The sequence below is a fragment of the Streptomyces anulatus genome, assembly GCF_000721175.1.
GTDB classification, from domain to species: Bacteria; Actinomycetota; Actinomycetes; order Streptomycetales; family Streptomycetaceae; genus Streptomyces; species Streptomyces anulatus_C.
Genome location: NZ_JOEZ01000009.1, coordinates 82,357 through 97,012, shown reverse-complemented (window position 1 = coordinate 97,012; position 14,656 = coordinate 82,357). Strand labels below are relative to the sequence as shown.

Sequence of the window (14,656 nt, the reverse complement as noted above, 5' to 3'; positions counted from 1 at the left end):
GGCTCCGCTCATACGAGGCGGTGGCGGACGGACGACCCCTGGCGCTCCTTCACCACTTCGAGCCGGACGGGGATCCGGCGGCGCAGGTCGGCGACATGGCTGACGATGCCCACACTGCGGTCCCGCTCCCGCAGGGAGTCCAGTACGTCGAGCACCTCGTCCAGGGTCTGGTCGTCCAGGCTGCCGAATCCCTCGTCGATGAAGAGAGTGTCCAGGCGTACGCCGCCGGCCTCCTCGGTCACGACGTCGGCGAGGCCCAGCGCGAGGGCCAGTGAGGCGAAGAACGTCTCCCCGCCGGACAGGGTCGCGGTGTCCCGTTCGCTGCCGGTCCAGGCGTCGACCACGTGCAGCCCGAGCCCGGCTCTGCGGCCGCCGGTGCGGGCGTCGGAGTGGACCAGCGTGTAGCGGCCGGAGGACATCCGTTGCAGCCGTGCGGTGGCGGCGGCGGCGACCTGTTCGAGGCGGGCGGCCAGGACGTACGCCTCCAGGCGCATCTTGCGTTCGTTGTCGGCGGAGGTGCCCGCCGCCAGACCCGCGAGCCGGGCGATCCGCTCGTACTCCTGGCGCACCGGGCCAAGCCGCCGCACCTCGTCGGCGGCCTGCCGGGAGAGCCTGGTCAGCTCCCCGCAACGCTCCTCTGCTGCGGCACGTGCGGAGGACGCCTCGCGCAGCAGCCGCTCCGCCGCTTCGAACTCGTGCTGTGCGGCGACCGGTTGGGCGGGGGGCTGTTCTGCGGCCTCCCGGGCGTCGCGTTCGGCGCGGCGGTCGGCGACCGCCGCGGCTTCGGCCTGCCAGGCGTCGATGCGGTGCTGGAGGTCGCGTTGGGCGGCGGCGTCGAGGAGAGTCGCCGCGGCTGCCTCCGGGGTGTCGAAGCCGGCCCGGAACGCCGCGTCGGAGAGCCGGCCGTCGGCCTCCTTGCGCCGATGGGCCGCGTCCTGTTCGGCGCGTACGGCCTCGGCGGCCTCCGCGAGCAGCGCCACCCGGCGGGTGAGGCGCTCCGCGTACGCGGCGACGGACCCGGACTCGCCCCGGACGACGGCGAGTTCGTCCCGCAGCACGGTCTGCTCGCGGTCGAGCGCCTCCCGTCGGGAGGTGCGGGCGGCGGCCCGGCGCTCGGCCTCCTGCCGGAGTTCGAGGCGCCCGTGGTGTTCGCGCTCGGCGGCGTCGAGGGCCTCGCGGGCTGCGTGCGTCCCGGCGGCGAGGCGGTGCGCCTCGGCATGCTCGGCGGTCAACCGCTCGACGGTGTCGCGGAGTTCACCGACGGACGGGCCGGGGTCCGGCTTCCCTCCGGCCGTGTTCTCCTCGAAGGGGTCGGCGGTCTCCACCGCGGCGGTTGCCGTGGGGTCCGCGGCGCGGGCCTCCGCGTGTGCGGCGGCGTGGCGTTCGCGGACGAGCCCAAGGGCCTGCTCCGCGCGGGTGCGGATCTCTTCGGCGCGGCGGTGGGCGGTGAGGGCGGCCTCCTCGGTGGCCCGATCGACATGGCCGTCGCCCTCGGTGGCGGGGGCCGGGTGCTCGGCGGAGCCGCAGACGGTGCAGGGCGCGCCGTCGACGAGTCCGGCGGCCAGCTCCGCCGCGATGTCGCGCAGCCGCCGCTCCCGCAGCCCGAGCCAGGTCTCGTGGGCGTCGAGGGCGCGTTCGCGGGCCTCGGCGAGCGTTTCCCGGGCGGTTTCGGCCTCGGCGGCCAGCGCCTCGCGGCGGCGGGCGGCCTCCAGGCGGCGGCGGGCCGGGGCGAGGAGTCCGGCAAGCTGTTCGGCGCGGGTCGCGGCCTCCTGGGCCGTCGCGATGCGCTCCCGGAGCCCGGTGTGGACGGTGTCCCAGCCCGCCAGCCAGGCGTCCGTGTCCCGGACGGTCGCCTCGTCTGCGCGGGACTCGCGCTCCAGCCGGTCCCGTTCCTCGTCGATCTCCGCGCTGCGCTTCTCGGCCCGGCGGGCCGACTCCAGGCCGCCCAGCTCCTGCCGGAACCGGCGCTCCAGCTCGGCGAGTTGGCCGGTTCCCGCTTCGGCGAGGTCGGGCGGCAGTTGCGCCCTGGCCCGGTCGAGGGCGTCGACCGCCCGGCGGTGGGCCCGCTCCGCCTCCTCGCGCAGGTCCAGTGCGGGGGCGACCCGGTCCGCCTTGCGGGCGCGTTCCAACTGCTCCTGGCAGCGGTCGTGTTCGGGGCGCCGCTGCTCCAGCGCAGCGGAGCGCCGCCGGGTCTCCTCGTACCTCTGCTGGAGGCGGGCCCGTTCACGTTCGGTGTCCAGGGCGTGGCGGGCCGCGTGCTGTCGGCCCTCGGCCTCGGCGACGACGCAGTGGGCGATGTCGAGCCGTTCACGGGCCGTGGACCGGGCGATCGCGGCCCACTCCAGAACGGCTCCGGCGAGGCCCGGTTCGCCGGGCCGGGCGGCGAGGGGTGTGGCCTCGGCCCCGACGGGTCCGGCCGCCTGGGCGGTGCGCTGGGCGAGGGCGAGGATCCGTTCGTCGGCGGCGGTGACCTTGGCCTCGGCGCCCCGGCGCAGTTCGGCGAGGCGCTCTTCGACGGCGGCGAAGCGGCGGGTGTCGAAGAGCCGGCCGAGGAGCTTGCCGCGGGCCTCGGCGTCCGCGCGCAGGAAGCGGGCGAAGTCGCCCTGCGGCAACAGCACCACCTGGCAGAACTGGTCCCGGCTCATACCGATGAGCTGGGTCAGCTCCTCGCCGATCTCCTGGTGCGACTTGCTGAGGGCCTGCCAGCCGCGCTCGGGGTCGTAGCCGCGCAGCCGGCTCTGGGCCTTCTCCAGGGTGAAGCCGTCGCCCCGCTTCTTGGGGCGGGGCTGGGCGGGACTGCGGGTGACTTCGAGGCGCCGGCCGCCGACGGTCAGTTCCAGCTGCACCTCGGTGGGCAGGCCGGCCGGGGCGTGGTCGCTGCGCAGGGAGGCCCCGGGGCTCTGCCGGGCGCCGGGCACGGCTCCGTACAGGGCGAAGCAGACGGCGTCCAGGACGGAGGTCTTGCCCGCGCCGGTGGGTCCGTGGAGCAGGAAGAGCCCGGCGGAGGAGAGGGCGTCGAAGTCGACTTCCTGGGTGGTGCCGAACGGGCCGAAGGCGGTGATGCTGAGGCGGTGCAGTCTCACCGGGCCACCTCGCGCACGGTGTCGTCCACCCGGACGTCGTCGAACGCGGCGCGCAGCACGGTGCGTTCGAGGTCGCTGGGGCCGCTGCCGCCACGGACGTGGGCGATGAAGTCCTCGGCGATCTGGTGATCGTCGCGGCCCTGGAGGCGCTGGGCGTAGGAGGCCCCCGGGTCGTCCGGTGGCCGCTCGGGGTCGAAGACGAGGCTGAGGGTGTGCGGGAAGCGCCGGGCGAGGCGGGCCATGGGTTCGGCGGGGCGCACCGGGTCGGTGAGGGTGGCCTCGACCCAGGCGTGCTCGTGGCGCTCCAGGACGGGGTCCTCCAGGAGGGTGTCGAGCCGGCCCCGGAGCCGGGCGAGGGGCCGTTCGACGGGGCAGTCGATGCGTTCCTCGGCGGCGATGTCCCCGCTGCCGTCGAGGTCGATCAGCCACATGGTCTTGCGGTGGTCGGCCTCGGAGAAGGAGTAGGCGAGCGGCGAGCCGGAGTAGCGGACGCGGCTGGTGACCCGCTGGGAGCCGTGGAGGTGGCCGAGGGCCACGTAGTCGACGCCGTCGAAGACCCCGGCGGGGACGGCGGCGACCCCGCCGACGGTGATGTCGCGTTCGCTGTCGCTGGGCTCCCCGCCCGCCACGAAGGCGTGCGCGAGGACGACGGAGCGGGTGTTCCCGGGGCGGGTGGCGAGGTCGGCGCGAACCCGGTCCATTGCGGCGGTGAGCACCGCCTCGTGGCCTGCCTTCGCGGCCCGGAGGGTGTCCTTGACCAGGGCCGGTTCCAGGTAGGGCAGCCCGTAGAACGCCACGTCGCCGTGGGTGTCGGCGAGCACGACGGGGGTGGCGCAGCCCTCGGGGTCGGTGCGCAGGTGGATCCCGGCCCGGTCGAGGAGCCCGGCGCCGACGCCGAGCCGGCGGGCCGAGTCGTGGTTGCCGGAGATCATGACGGTCGGGACGCGGGCGTCGGCGAGCCGGTGCAGCGCGCGGTCGAACAGCTCGACGGCGGTGAGCGGCGGGACGGCCCGGTCGTAGACGTCGCCCGCGACGAGGACCACGTCCACCTCGCGTTCCCGGACGGTCGCCACGAGATGGTCGAGGTAGGCGGCCTGGGCGTCGAGGAGGGAGACGCGGTGGAAGGACCGGCCCAGGTGCCAGTCCGAGGTGTGCAGGATCCTCACGCCATCACTCCGCCGGTTCCGGCCTGCATCGTCGTCGTCCTCCACCCCGTGGGCCGCGCACCGGCGGTCCGTGATCCCGCTCGGCACCGACCACGCTAACGCCGCCGGGCCGCCGAACCCGCATCAATCATGATTCCGGCGTCCGTGGGATTGCCCTCACCTCTCCCCGACGCCCGGTCACACGTCGCCGTACGCCTCGCCGCCCAGCTCCAGCGTGGCGGTCCCCGCGGTGGCGTCGGCCAGCCAGGCGGTGAACGCCTCGACGTCGGCGTCCGGCAGCCCGATCTCGAGGGTGACGGCCTCGGCGTACCGCACCTCGCGGACGTCCCGCCCGGTGGCCCGCAGGTCGTTCTCCAGCCTTCCGGCCCGCTGGTGGTCGACGTGGACCGTGGCGAGCCGGAAGCGCTGCCGGGTGATGGTGCCGAGCACGTCGAGGGCTTCGCCGACCACTCCCCCGTACGCCCGGATCAGCCCGCCCGCCCCGAGTTTGACCCCGCCGTAGTAGCGGGTGACGACCGCCACGGCGTACCGCACCTCCCGCCGCATGAGCATCTGGAGCATCGGGACACCCGCGGTGCCGCCGGGTTCGCCGTCGTCGCTCGCCTTCTGCACGGAGGCGTCGGCGCCGATCACGTACGCGAAGCAGTTGTGGGAGGCGGCCGGGTGCTCCTTGCGGACGCGGGCGACGAAGTCCTGCGCTTCCTGTTCGGTGGCGGCGGGGGCGAGGGAGCAGAGGAAACGGGATCGGTTGATCTCGCTCTCGTGCACACCCGCGCGGGCGACGGTCCGGTACTGCTCCTGCATCCGTCCACCCTATGCGCCGCGGCACCGGCGGCTTCCGGCGGGAATGGCGGGCGGGAGCCGTTCGTTGTCCGGGCGTGGACACAGAGGCACAGACGATCCGGCGGATTCTCCAGGACTCGGGTGACACCTGGGCGGTGGTGGGGCTCTCCAACAACCGTTCCCGGGCCGCCTTCGGGGTGGCACAGGTCCTCCAGCGCTTCGGCAAGAGGGTGGTGCCGGTGCACCCGAAGGCCGAGACCGTGCACGGGGAGCAGGGGTACGCCTCGCTCGCGGACATCCCCTTCCCGGTCGACGTGGTGGACGTGTTCGTCAACAGCGAGCTGGCGGGCGGGGTCGCGGACGAGGCGGTGGCACTGGGGGCCAAGGCGGTGTGGTTCCAGCTCGGCGTGGTGGACACGGAGGCGTACGAGCGCACGCGGGCGGCGGGCCTGGACATGGTGATGGACCGGTGCCCCGCGATCGAGATCCCGGGCCTGAGGTAAGGGTGTCGGGAGCGCCCGGCGTGGGGAAGACTCCCCGCCATGGGTGACCCTCCCGACGGCGACCGGCTGAGCGCCGCGCTGTCCGCTCTGGGCGTGCGCCCCGGCGACGTACTGCTGGTGCATGCCTCCCTGCGGTCGGTGGGGCCGGTGCAGGGCGGCCCCACCGCCGTGCTGGCCGCCCTGCGCCGGACCGTGGGGCCGGAGGGGACGGTGGTGGTCCCCACGTTCACCCCGGAGAACTCCGACACCTCCCCGCACTACCGCGCCCGCGTGCGGGGCCTGGACTCCGAGGCGCGCGAAGCCGTCCGCGCGTCGATGGAACCGTTCGACCCGGCGCGCACCCCTGCACCGTCGATGGGCGCCCTGGCCGAGACCGTTCGGACGGCGGTGGGCGCGGAGCGCAGCGGCCATCCGCAGACCTCCTTCGCCGCGATCGGCCCCGGGGCCGGGAAGCTGCTCGCCGGGCACCGGCCGGACTGCCACCTCGGGGAGGACTCCCCGCTCGCCCGGCTGTACGAGGCCGACGCGAGGATCCTCCTGCTCGGCACCGGCTACGACACCTGCACCGCCTTCCACCTGGGCGAGTACCGCAGCCCCGGACCTCCGCTCCGCCACTACCGCTGTGTGGTGGCCCCGCGGGGCGTGCGCCGGTGGTGGGAGTACGAGGATGTCGCTCTGGACGACGGGGACTTCGCCGCCCTGGGCGCGGCGTTCGAGGAGACCGCCGCCGACGGTGGCCTACGGGCGGGGCGCGTGGGCGCGGCCGAGTGCCGGCTCGTCCGGCTGCGCCCCGCCGTCGACTTCGCCACGGCCTGGCTCACGGAGCACCGGGCGGCAGTGCGTTGACCCGGCCGCCCGGCGGGAGGTTCAGACGCCGAGGCACTCGACGAGGACGGCGCCAGGGAGGGCGGCGAGCGCCTTGCCGGGGACGATGAGCTTGCCGCGTAGCCTGCCGCTGCCGATCAGGCCCCACTCCTCGTCCACCACGGCGGGGTCCAGCAGGAGGGGCCAGCCGGCGGGGAGGCCGATCGGGGTGATGCCGCCGTACTCCATGCCTCGCCGACCACCGCGCCCATCGACGCGAAGGAGGCCCTGCGGGCGTCGAAGGCGCCGATGGGCGCGCGCACGGCGGTCACGCTGACAGCGGCGGGGGCGGGTACGTCCGGGCGTCTCAGCGGACGGGCGGGCGTCTCAGCGGACGGGCGGGATGGCGACGGCCATGGTGAACACGGCCGCTACGCCGCCCTCGTTGCGGTAGCCGTGCGGCACGTGCGCCTCGAAGGTGGCGGAGGTCCGGGCGGGGACGGAGTGGGTGCGGCCGTCGACGACGAGGGTCAGTTCGCCCTCGGTCACGTGGAGGAGTTCGACGGTGCCCTCGGGGTGCGGGTCCGAGGTGGTGCCCTCCCCCGGCGCCAGCCGACAGGTCCACAGTTCGAGCGGGCCCCGGGCTTCGGCGCCGACGAGCAGGGTGGTGGAGCTCCCCGCTTCGGTGGACCACATGCGGACGGCCTGGCTCTCCGGGACCAGCCGGACCTGGGTGCCCTGCTCGTGGTCGAGGAGGGTGGTGATGCTGACGCCGAGCGCGTCGGCCAGTTTCACCGTGGTGCCGACGCTCGGGTTCGTCCGCGCCTGCTCGATCTGGATGATCATCCCCCGGCTGACTCCGGCGCGGGCCGCGAGGGCATCGAGGGTGAAGCCGCGTTCCCCCCGCCAGCGCTTGAGGTTGCGGGCCAGCGACTGGGTGAGCTGGTCGAGGTCGGACACGTACCGTCCCTGCGGTGGATGGCGGAGTGCGGGTGGCTGAGTCGCGTACGGCGCATGCCGGGGTCAAGAATATTGCACTGCCGTACGGTGCACTCCCCCGTGCAGGACGCCGTACCGCCACCACCGCCCGCGTCACGGCGTGACCCGTTCGGCGTGTCCCCCTACGGCGTGTCCCGCGCCTCGTCCGATTCGGCGAGAGCCAGCAGCTGCTCGGGCGTGACGCCCTCGGGGATCGGCACGGGAGCGGGCGTGCGCAGGGGCGGCTGCCAGCCCTTCTCCGGGTCCCAGCTGCGGACGACGCGGGCGGGAGCCCCCGCGACCACCGCGTGGTCGGGGACCTCGCCCCGGACGACCGCGCCCGCCGCGACCACCACGTTCCGGCCCAGCCGGGCCCCGGGCAGGATCACCGCACCGGTGCCTATCCAGCAGCCGGGGCCGATCGCCACCGGTTCCATCCGGGGCCACTGCTTGCCCACGGGCTCGTGCGGGTCGTCGTAGCTGTGGTTCGTGGAGGTGATGTAGACGTACGGGCCGCAGTACGTGTCCGAGCCGATCGTCACCGTCGTGTCCGCGATCACATGGCTGCCGCGCCCCAGCACCACGCCGTCGCCCAGGGTGAGGATGAGGTCGGGCCCCAGGTCCAGGTCCGGCATCATTCCGGCGGTGAGCGTGACCTGCTCCCCGATGACGCAGTGCGCGCCGAGCTCGATCCACGGCTCCCCGAACACGGTCCCCTGCGGGAAGGCGAGGCGGGTGCCCTCGCCGATCGCGCCGAACCGCAGCCGCCCGGGGTGCTCGGCGGTGACCGCGCCCGCCCGCTGCGCCCAGGCCCAGCCGCGGTGGACCGCGCGGGATGCGGCGCGGCGCGGCCAGCGGGCGAGGAAGGAGAACGTGTCTCGGTTCTTCGGCACGGGCTCACGGTAGTCGGCGGCGCGGTGGGCGATCCGTACGGTGACCTGTGATGTTCGCCCCACTGCGCGGTGTGCGCCGGGAGCCGTCGCCTACCGTGTGAGTCGGCCCGGTCCGACGGATCCGGCGCATCCGACCGGTTCGGCGGACAGGGCCCAGGGGCACCACACCGGCACGAAGGAGCAGGCGATGGCGGAGCAGGCGTTGATCACGGGCATGGGCGGCAAGGAGCCGGACATCGACGTGGACGCGTTCGTGGCCCCGACCTCCGTGGTGATCGGCGAGGTGACGCTCGCCCCGGGCTCCAGCGTCTGGTACCAGGCCGTGCTGCGCGCCGACTGCGGTCCCATCACGCTCGGCCCCGACAGCAACATCCAGGACAACTGCAGCGTCCACACCGACCCCGGGTTCCCGCTCACCGTGGGCGCACGGGTCTCGGTCGGCCACAACGCGGTGCTGCACGGCTGTGTGATCGAGGACGACGTGCTGGTCGGGATGGGCGCAACGGTGCTCAACGGCGCGCACATCGGCGCGGGTTCGCTGGTCGCGGCGCAGGCCCTCGTACCGCAGGGGATGCAGGTGCCGCCGGGCTCACTCGTCGCCGGGGTGCCCGCGAAGGTGAAGCGGCTGCTGACCGCCGAGGAGTTGGAGGGCATCCGCTTCAACGCGGCCGGGTACGTGGAACTGGCGAAGGCCCACCGCGAGGCGCACGGGGGCTGACGCCCGCATCGCGGGGTCACGGCACCGGGCCGCCGTCCCTCCCGTTCGGGGAGGGGCGGCGGCCCGGTCTCGTTCTCGTAGGGCGGTGGTCAGCCGTTGGGACGCAGGGTCCACACGACGGTCATCTCGCCGGTGACCGCGCCGTCTGCGCGCTGGATCTCGATGGCGACGGGGAATTCCGGCCGCTGTCCGGCGTCCAGCTCGGCGACGACGTCGGCGATGGGACGGCCGAGGGTCGCGGTCGCCGTGACCTCGCCCATGGCGAGCTTCTTGTAGCCGATCTCGGCCTTCACGGCGAGCGGCACGGCGCGCGACAGCTGGTCGCCGAAGGCGGCGATGACGATCGCGCCGCTGGCGGACTCGGCGAGCGTGAACATAGCTCCGGCGTGGGGTCCGCCGAGGTGATTGTGGTACTCCGCCTGGTCGGGCAGCCGGACGACGGCGCGCTCCGGGGTGGTCTCCAGGAATTCGAGGTCGAGGGTCCGGGCCATCGGAACCGTCGCGACGAGCATCTCGCCGACGGTCATCTGTTCAGCGCTCATGCCTGAAGGTTACTCATCAGTAGCACCGTTTGGCCATCGCCTTGTGACGGCTCTGGGACAGGGCGGCCGTAGAAGCGGTCGCACGGCCCATCTATGGTTACTGGCCATGTGGCCAGGAACGCAGCCGCCCGGGGGCGAGCAGAACCCGCAGGACCAGAACCAGAACCCGTACCAGCAGCCGGGGTACCAGCAGCCGAATCCCTACCAGCAACCGGGATATCCGCCGCAGGGCCCGCCGGGGCAGCCCGCCGAGCCGGGCTACGGGTACCCGCAGGGCCCGCCGCCCGGTGGGCAGCCGGGCTATCAGCAGCCCAATCCCTACCAGCAGCCGACGGTGCCGCAGTACGCCGTCCCTGGTCCGCCCGGCGGGCCGAAGCCCGGCGGCGACAAGAAGAAGACGACGATCGTGGCGATCGTCGCGGCGACCGCGGTCGTGATCGCGGCGGGCGTCACCGGATTCCTCGTGCTCGGCAAGGACGACGAGGGCGGCCAGAACGTCGCCGACGACAAGAAGTCCGCGTCGCCGAGCGCCAAGCCCAGCGAATCGGCCACCGGCTCCGCGCCGCCCGCGGAGAACCCGCGGGGCTCCGACAGCGACCCCAAGCCGGTCATTCCGGGCTGGAAGGTCGTCACCAACCCCAAGTGGGGCACACAGTTCGACGTTCCCGGTGACTGGGAGGTCGCGAGCTCGGGGATGTTCTCCGGCTTCGAGGACGCCAAGAAGCCCGACGGCCCACCCGTCGCCGGCTTCTCCGCGCCCGCCTACTACAAGAGCAAGTGGTGCGTCGACGACTCCGACGGGGACGGCAGCGAGGAGGACACCGGGCTCGCCGGCGTCGGGACGAAGGGTGCCCAGGGCGCCAAGAACACCGACGAGGCCGCGACGAACGAGGCCGCCAACTGGGTGTGGGCCGCGTACGCCCAGCTCGACCCGAAGTCCAAGGTCAAGATCGGCAAGGCCAAGCCGTTCACCACCAAGTCGGGTCTCTCCGGCAGTGTCGTGCAGGCCACCGCCCTGGAGCTGGCCAACAAGGAGAAGTGCGACAGCGACGGCAAGTCGATCGCCTTCTCCTTCAAGAACTCCAAGGGCGACTTCTCGACCTGGGTCCTCTACGCCGCCGCCGGCGTCAAGGACGAGCTTCCGGACACGACCATCCAGCAGATCCTGAGCACGGTCCGCCTCGCGGGTGAGCCCACCGGCTGACACCCGCGCCGCATCGCGTTCCCGCCCTGCTCCGCACCACCCGGCCGTCGGGAGCCTCAGCCCACGCTGAAGGCCCCGTCGGGCGGTTCGGGCGAGGCGACCGCGTCCGCGTCGGCCACCGGGCGGGCCCCGCCGAGGAACCGGGTCAGCGCGCTCCCGTGGGTGACCCGGGCCGGAAACGCGTCGGCGGCGCACAGGCGGACCAGCGGGGCCACGTCGATCGGCGCGTGCGAGGCGAGCAGCACCACGTTGCCGAAGCGCCGCCCGCGCAGCACCGCCGGTTCCCCGATCAGCGCGAGCTCCGGGAAGACCGCGGCGAAGTTCGCCAGCTGGGAGCGGAGGAAGACGAACGGCGCGCTGTCGGCCAGGTTGGCCGTGTAGATCCCGTCCCCGCGCAGCGCCCGGCCGGCGGCCCGCGCGTACTCGACGGAGGTGAGGTGCGCCGGAACCCGGGAGCCGCCGAAGACGTCCGCGATCAGGAGGCCGACGGAGGCGGGGGCCGTCGCTTCCAGCCGTTCCCGGGCATCGGCCGCGTGCAGGGAGATACCGCTCCCGTCGGGCAGCGGCAGATGTTCCCGGACCAGCCGCAGCAGCTCGCGGTCCGCCTCCACCACGTCCTGCCGTGAGCCGGGGCGGGTCACCGCCACGTAGCGGGGCAGGGTCAGCGCCCCGCCGCCGAGGTGCAGGACGTCCAGGGGTGCGCCCGGCTCCGCCGCGCGGTCCACGACGTGGGCGAGCCGCGTCACGTACTCGAACTCCAGGTGGGACGGGTCGTCGAGGTCGACGTAGGACTGGGGCGCGTCGTCGACCGTGAGCAGCCAGGCCCGGTCGCGGTCCACGTCGGGCAGCAGCCGGGCGGTGCCGTGATCGACCTCGCGGATGACGGGTATCGGCTCGTTCACCTCTCCATTGTCGCCTCCCTCGCACGGCGGCCCGCCACCCCTGGGACGAGGGGCGGCGGGCCGCCGTGGTGCTCAGAGCAGCGCGGTGACCGTGCCCGCGCCGACCGTGCGGCCGCCTTCGCGGATCGCGAAGCCGAGGCCGGACTCCAGCGGCACGTCCCGGCCCAGCTCCACGGTCATCGTGACCGTGTCACCGGGGCGCGCGACGGCCGCGTCGCCGAGGTCGACGTCGCCGACGACGTCCGCCGTACGGATGTAGAACTGCGGCCGGTAGCCGGTGGCGACCGGGGTCGACCGGCCGCCCTCCTTCGCCGACAGGACGTACACCTGCGCGGTGAACCGGCGGCTCGGCACCACACTGCCCGGCGCGGCCACGACATGGCCGCGGCGGACCCGGTCGCGCTCCACCCCGCGCAGCAGCAGCGCCACGTTGTCCCCGGCCTCGGCGGACTCCATCGGCTTGCCGAAGGTCTCCAGGCCGGTGACGACCGTCTCGACGTCCGCGCCCAGCACCGCGACCCGGTCGCCGACGCGGACGGTGCCGCGCTCGACCGCGCCGGTGACGACGGTGCCCCGGCCGGTGATGGTCAGGACGTTCTCGACGGACAGCAGGAACGGCGCGTCGGTGTAGCGCACCGGCATCGGTACGTACGTGTCGACGGCGTCCAGCAGCCCTTCGATCGCCGCCGTCCAGCGTGGGTCGCCCTCCAGCGCCTTGAGTCCGGAGACCCGGACCACGGGGACGGTGTCGCCGCCGTACCCGTGCGCGGAGAGCAGCTCGCGGACCTCCAGCTCGACCAGGTCGGTCAGCTCGGGGTCGCCCGCGTCGGCCTTGTTGAGGGCGACGACGATGTGGTCGACGCCCACCTGACGGGCCAGCAGGACGTGCTCGGCGGTCTGCGGCATGATCCCGTCGAGCGCGGAGACGACGAGGATCGCCCCGTCGAGCTGCGCCGCTCCCGTGACCATGTTCTTGATGTAGTCGGCGTGGCCGGGCATGTCGACGTGCGCGTAGTGGCGGGTGTCGGTCTCGTACTCGACGTGCGCGATGTTGATGGTGATGCCGCGCTGGGCCTCCTCGGGGGCCCGGTCGATCCGGTCGAAGGACACGTAGGAGGTGGAGCTGCCGCCGCGCTCGCTGAGGACCTTGGTGATGGCGGCGGTGAGGGTGGTCTTGCCGTGGTCGACGTGGCCCATGGTGCCGATGTTGAGGTGCGGCTTGGTGCGCACGTAAGCCGTCTTGGACATGGCTCGTTCCTTTGAGAACTCGAAGCTGAGAGGAGAAGACCCCAGGGCCCCGCCGACCCTCCCCTCACGGGGTCCGCCGGACTGTCGGGGGAGGGTCAGCTTCGGGCGCCGCCGATGGGCGCTGCGGCAGCGGTGAACGCTGCTGCGACGACTGCTGCTGCGGCCGGGGCGACTGCCTCGGCGACCGCGCCGTTCACGGCAGCCTTCGGCGCGGCCGCGACTGCGGGCCGCGCTGCGAGGAAGGCGTACCGGAACATGCCCCTGATCATGGCCGGGCTGGGCGGCCGCGTCGAATGGTTTTCCCGGTGCCTCAGAGGTTCTTGAGCGCCTCGCGCACGGAGAGCGGCGACAGGCGGGGCCCGGCTCCCTCGACGAAGTCGCGTACGGCGGTGGGGTCGGTTCTGGCGTACTCGCGCAGGGCCCAGCCGATCGCCTTGCGGATGAAGAAGTCGGGGTGGTCCGCGCGGCGCAGGCAGTAGCCGAAGAGCCGGTCGGTGTCGGTGGCTTCCCGGTAGCGCAGTTGGTGGAGGAGGGCGGTCCTGGCCGCCCAGAGGCTGGGGTCGTCGATCCACCGGTCCATGTCCCGGGCGAGCGCCGGGTCGGCGGCGACCAGGGGTCCCGCGACATGCACGGCGAGCACGTCGACCGTGTCCCACCAGGCGACGGTGGTCACGAGGTGGTGCAGGACGGGCAGGAAGCCGGAGGTGCAGCGGCCCACGTACCGGCGCAGGTAGTCGGCGGCGAAGTACTGGTACTCCCGCTCCGGCAGCCGCCAGCAGCGCAGCGCGATCGCCGTGCAGTCCCGCTCGTCCGGCCGCCCGGCGCCCGCCAGCACGGTCCGTGACAGGGCCCGGCGCTCGGGGGTGGGAATCCCGAGGAAGGGGGCGATGTGCTTCATGTACGTGGCGGCGCCCTCCGCCCGTACGGGGTCGGCGGCCGGGGCGTAGGCGCCGACGAGCCGCTGCAGGACGGTGTCGGCGAGGGCGCTGTCCGGCGGGACGGGGGCATCGGCGGCGGGGTTCACGCGACGCACATTACGACGATCACATGGCGTTTTCGGTTACTCTCCCCGAATGTTCGACCCCGTCCCCACCGCCCGGCCCGCTTCCGGTCCGGCTCTGCGCCTCTCCCGGGCGCTGCTGTCGCCGTGGTCCCGGTTCTCGCTGCTCGTGGTGGTCCTGCTCGGGGCCGCGTCGACGATGCTGTTGTTCGAACCGCAGCGGCTGCTGGCGTCGGGCTGGCCGCCCCAGCTGACCGGGGGCACGGCCGCAATGCTCTTCGGGCTCGCGTACGGGGCGCTGACGGTGGCGTTCGTGCCGCGCCCGCTGCTCAACATCGCCGCGGGTGCGTTGTTCGGCGCGCAGACGGGTCTGGCCGCGGCGCTGGCGGGCACGGTGCTGGGCGCGGGCGTGTCGTTCATGCTGGGCCGGGTGCTGGGTCAGGACGCGCTGCGGACCCTGCTGCGAGGGAGGCTGCTCACCGCCGCGGACGGGGTGCTGAGCCGGCACGGCTTCCGGTCCGTCCTGGCGCTGCGGCTCTTCCCCGGAATCCCGTTCGCCGCCGCCAACTACTGCGCGGCGACTTCCCGGATGAGCGTTCCGCCGTTCCTCCTGGCCACCGGGCTCGGGTCGATCCCGAACACGGCGGCGTACGTGATAGCCGGCAGCGAGGCCGCGTCGCCGACCTCGCCCGTGTTCCTGGCCGCCATGGGCTTCATCGTGCTGTCCGGTCTCGGCGGCGCGCTGGTGGCCTGGCGCAAGCGCCACCGGCTGGGCCGGGATACGCCGAAGGACTGAGCGCACGGCGGCACGTGGATGACCGGTGCAGTCGGC

Annotated in this window: 15 protein-coding genes and 1 pseudogene; 5 read left to right on the top strand and 11 right to left on the bottom strand. The window is 73.8% G+C overall.

Translation table 11 applies throughout. The features are described from left to right. Positions 1-8 precede the first annotated feature (8 nt). From IG90_RS0112525 to IG90_RS0112515, 3 genes are all read right to left on the bottom strand, one after another. Positions 9-3,083, bottom strand: a complete 3,075-nt coding sequence (locus IG90_RS0112525; RefSeq protein ID WP_030582154.1) for an AAA family ATPase — start codon at positions 3,081-3,083, stop codon at positions 9-11. Then, on the bottom strand, positions 3,080-4,249 hold the full coding sequence (locus tag IG90_RS0112520; RefSeq protein WP_030582152.1) for an exonuclease SbcCD subunit D: 1,170 nt from the start codon (positions 4,247-4,249) through the stop codon (positions 3,080-3,082). The genes IG90_RS0112525 and IG90_RS0112520 overlap by 4 nt, the downstream gene beginning before the upstream one ends. A 177-nt stretch (positions 4,250-4,426) precedes the next feature. Further along, entirely contained in the window at positions 4,427-5,053 is a 627-nt protein-coding gene (locus IG90_RS0112515; RefSeq protein WP_030582149.1) for a YigZ family protein, read from the bottom strand. Positions 5,054-5,127: 74 nt separating this feature from the next. On the opposite strand from IG90_RS0112515, the gene IG90_RS0112510 reads away from it, so the two are divergent. Together IG90_RS0112510 and IG90_RS0112505 are read left to right on the top strand one after the other, a co-directional pair. Further along, complete coding sequence (locus IG90_RS0112510) at positions 5,128-5,535, top strand: CoA-binding protein (RefSeq protein ID WP_030582145.1); 408 nt, start codon at positions 5,128-5,130, stop codon at positions 5,533-5,535. 39 nt (positions 5,536-5,574) lie between these two features. Then, positions 5,575-6,381: an AAC(3) family N-acetyltransferase gene (locus tag IG90_RS0112505; RefSeq protein ID WP_030582143.1), complete on the top strand. Its 807-nt coding sequence runs from the start codon at positions 5,575-5,577 to the stop codon at positions 6,379-6,381. Positions 6,382-6,402: 21 nt separating this feature from the next. On the opposite strand, the pseudogene IG90_RS0112500 reads toward IG90_RS0112505, so the two are convergent. The 3 genes and pseudogenes from IG90_RS0112500 to IG90_RS0112490 form a co-directional block, all read right to left on the bottom strand. Further along, positions 6,403-6,635: pseudogene (locus tag IG90_RS0112500) on the bottom strand (YbaK/EbsC family protein); the annotation flags it as partial. Between the two features lie 91 nt (positions 6,636-6,726). Continuing rightward, the gene (locus tag IG90_RS0112495; protein WP_030582141.1) at positions 6,727-7,299 is read right to left on the bottom strand and encodes a helix-turn-helix domain-containing protein; all 573 of its coding nucleotides are present in this window, start codon (positions 7,297-7,299) and stop codon (positions 6,727-6,729) included. Positions 7,300-7,460: 161 nt separating this feature from the next. Next, complete coding sequence (locus IG90_RS0112490) at positions 7,461-8,210, bottom strand: acyltransferase (RefSeq protein WP_030582137.1); 750 nt, start codon at positions 8,208-8,210, stop codon at positions 7,461-7,463. A 187-nt stretch (positions 8,211-8,397) separates the two neighbouring features. Here IG90_RS0112490 and IG90_RS0112485 point away from each other — a divergent pair, with 187 nt between their 5' ends. Continuing rightward, positions 8,398-8,928 (top strand): gamma carbonic anhydrase family protein, encoded by a 531-nt coding sequence (locus tag IG90_RS0112485; protein WP_030582135.1) that lies wholly within the window; start codon positions 8,398-8,400, stop codon positions 8,926-8,928. A gap of 89 nt (positions 8,929-9,017) precedes the next feature. Here the strand turns inward: IG90_RS0112485 and IG90_RS0112480 are convergent, their stop codons facing one another. Continuing rightward, positions 9,018-9,455 (bottom strand): DUF4442 domain-containing protein, encoded by a 438-nt coding sequence (locus tag IG90_RS0112480; RefSeq protein ID WP_030582131.1) that lies wholly within the window; start codon positions 9,453-9,455, stop codon positions 9,018-9,020. A gap of 121 nt (positions 9,456-9,576) precedes the next feature. Here IG90_RS0112480 and IG90_RS0112475 point away from each other — a divergent pair, with 121 nt between their 5' ends. Beyond that, the gene (locus IG90_RS0112475) at positions 9,577-10,674 is read left to right on the top strand and encodes a DUF8017 domain-containing protein (protein WP_030582128.1); all 1,098 of its coding nucleotides are present in this window, start codon (positions 9,577-9,579) and stop codon (positions 10,672-10,674) included. Between the two features lie 56 nt (positions 10,675-10,730). Here IG90_RS0112475 and IG90_RS0112470 read toward each other — a convergent pair whose 3' ends face one another. The 4 genes from IG90_RS0112470 to IG90_RS0112455 form a co-directional block, all read right to left on the bottom strand. Continuing rightward, a complete protein-coding gene (locus IG90_RS0112470) occupies positions 10,731-11,576 on the bottom strand; it encodes a spermidine synthase (RefSeq protein WP_030582125.1) in 846 nt (281 codons plus the stop codon). Positions 11,577-11,648: 72 nt separating this feature from the next. After that, a complete protein-coding gene (gene tuf, locus IG90_RS0112465) occupies positions 11,649-12,824 on the bottom strand; it encodes an elongation factor Tu (protein ID WP_030582122.1) in 1,176 nt (391 codons plus the stop codon). A gap of 95 nt (positions 12,825-12,919) precedes the next feature. Further along, a complete protein-coding gene (locus IG90_RS44780; RefSeq protein WP_164493999.1) occupies positions 12,920-13,081 on the bottom strand; it encodes a hypothetical protein in 162 nt (53 codons plus the stop codon). Between the two features lie 53 nt (positions 13,082-13,134). Further along, a complete protein-coding gene (locus IG90_RS0112455) occupies positions 13,135-13,848 on the bottom strand; it encodes a DNA alkylation repair protein (RefSeq protein WP_030582119.1) in 714 nt (237 codons plus the stop codon). 49 nt (positions 13,849-13,897) lie between these two features. On the opposite strand from IG90_RS0112455, the gene IG90_RS0112450 reads away from it, so the two are divergent. After that, positions 13,898-14,620: a TVP38/TMEM64 family protein gene (locus tag IG90_RS0112450; RefSeq protein ID WP_030582116.1), complete on the top strand. Its 723-nt coding sequence runs from the start codon at positions 13,898-13,900 to the stop codon at positions 14,618-14,620. Positions 14,621-14,656: the final 36 nt, after the last annotated feature.